This window comes from Vibrio sp. OPT18, from assembly GCF_015163615.1.
GTDB lineage: Bacteria > Pseudomonadota > Gammaproteobacteria > Enterobacterales > Vibrionaceae > Vibrio > Vibrio coralliirubri.
Map to the genome: position 1 here is coordinate 1 of NZ_JADDYK010000106.1, position 230 is coordinate 230.

A 230-nucleotide genomic window follows, 5' to 3' on the forward strand; every position below is an offset into this window, starting at 1 on the left:
ATGAGTGCGACAACCGTTCACACCCAAGAAAATGCACGGGTTGTGAATGGTGTGATGAACGCCACCGATGCCGATAGTCATGACATACTCACTTACACTACCACAGCCAATGTGGATGGTTTCCATCTCAATAATGATGGCAGTTATTCTTTTGACCCTAACCACGCCAGTTACGAGCATCTAGGGGAAGGTGAACATCAACAGCTGCAAATTCCAGTTACGGTCACTGA

1 protein-coding gene is annotated in these 230 nt (G+C 47.0%); it reads left to right on the forward strand.

The window, feature by feature from the left end; translation table 11 throughout:
- A partial coding sequence (locus IQQ51_RS24720; protein ID WP_193842398.1) for a VCBS domain-containing protein occupies positions 1-230 on the forward strand: 230 nt, incomplete at both ends.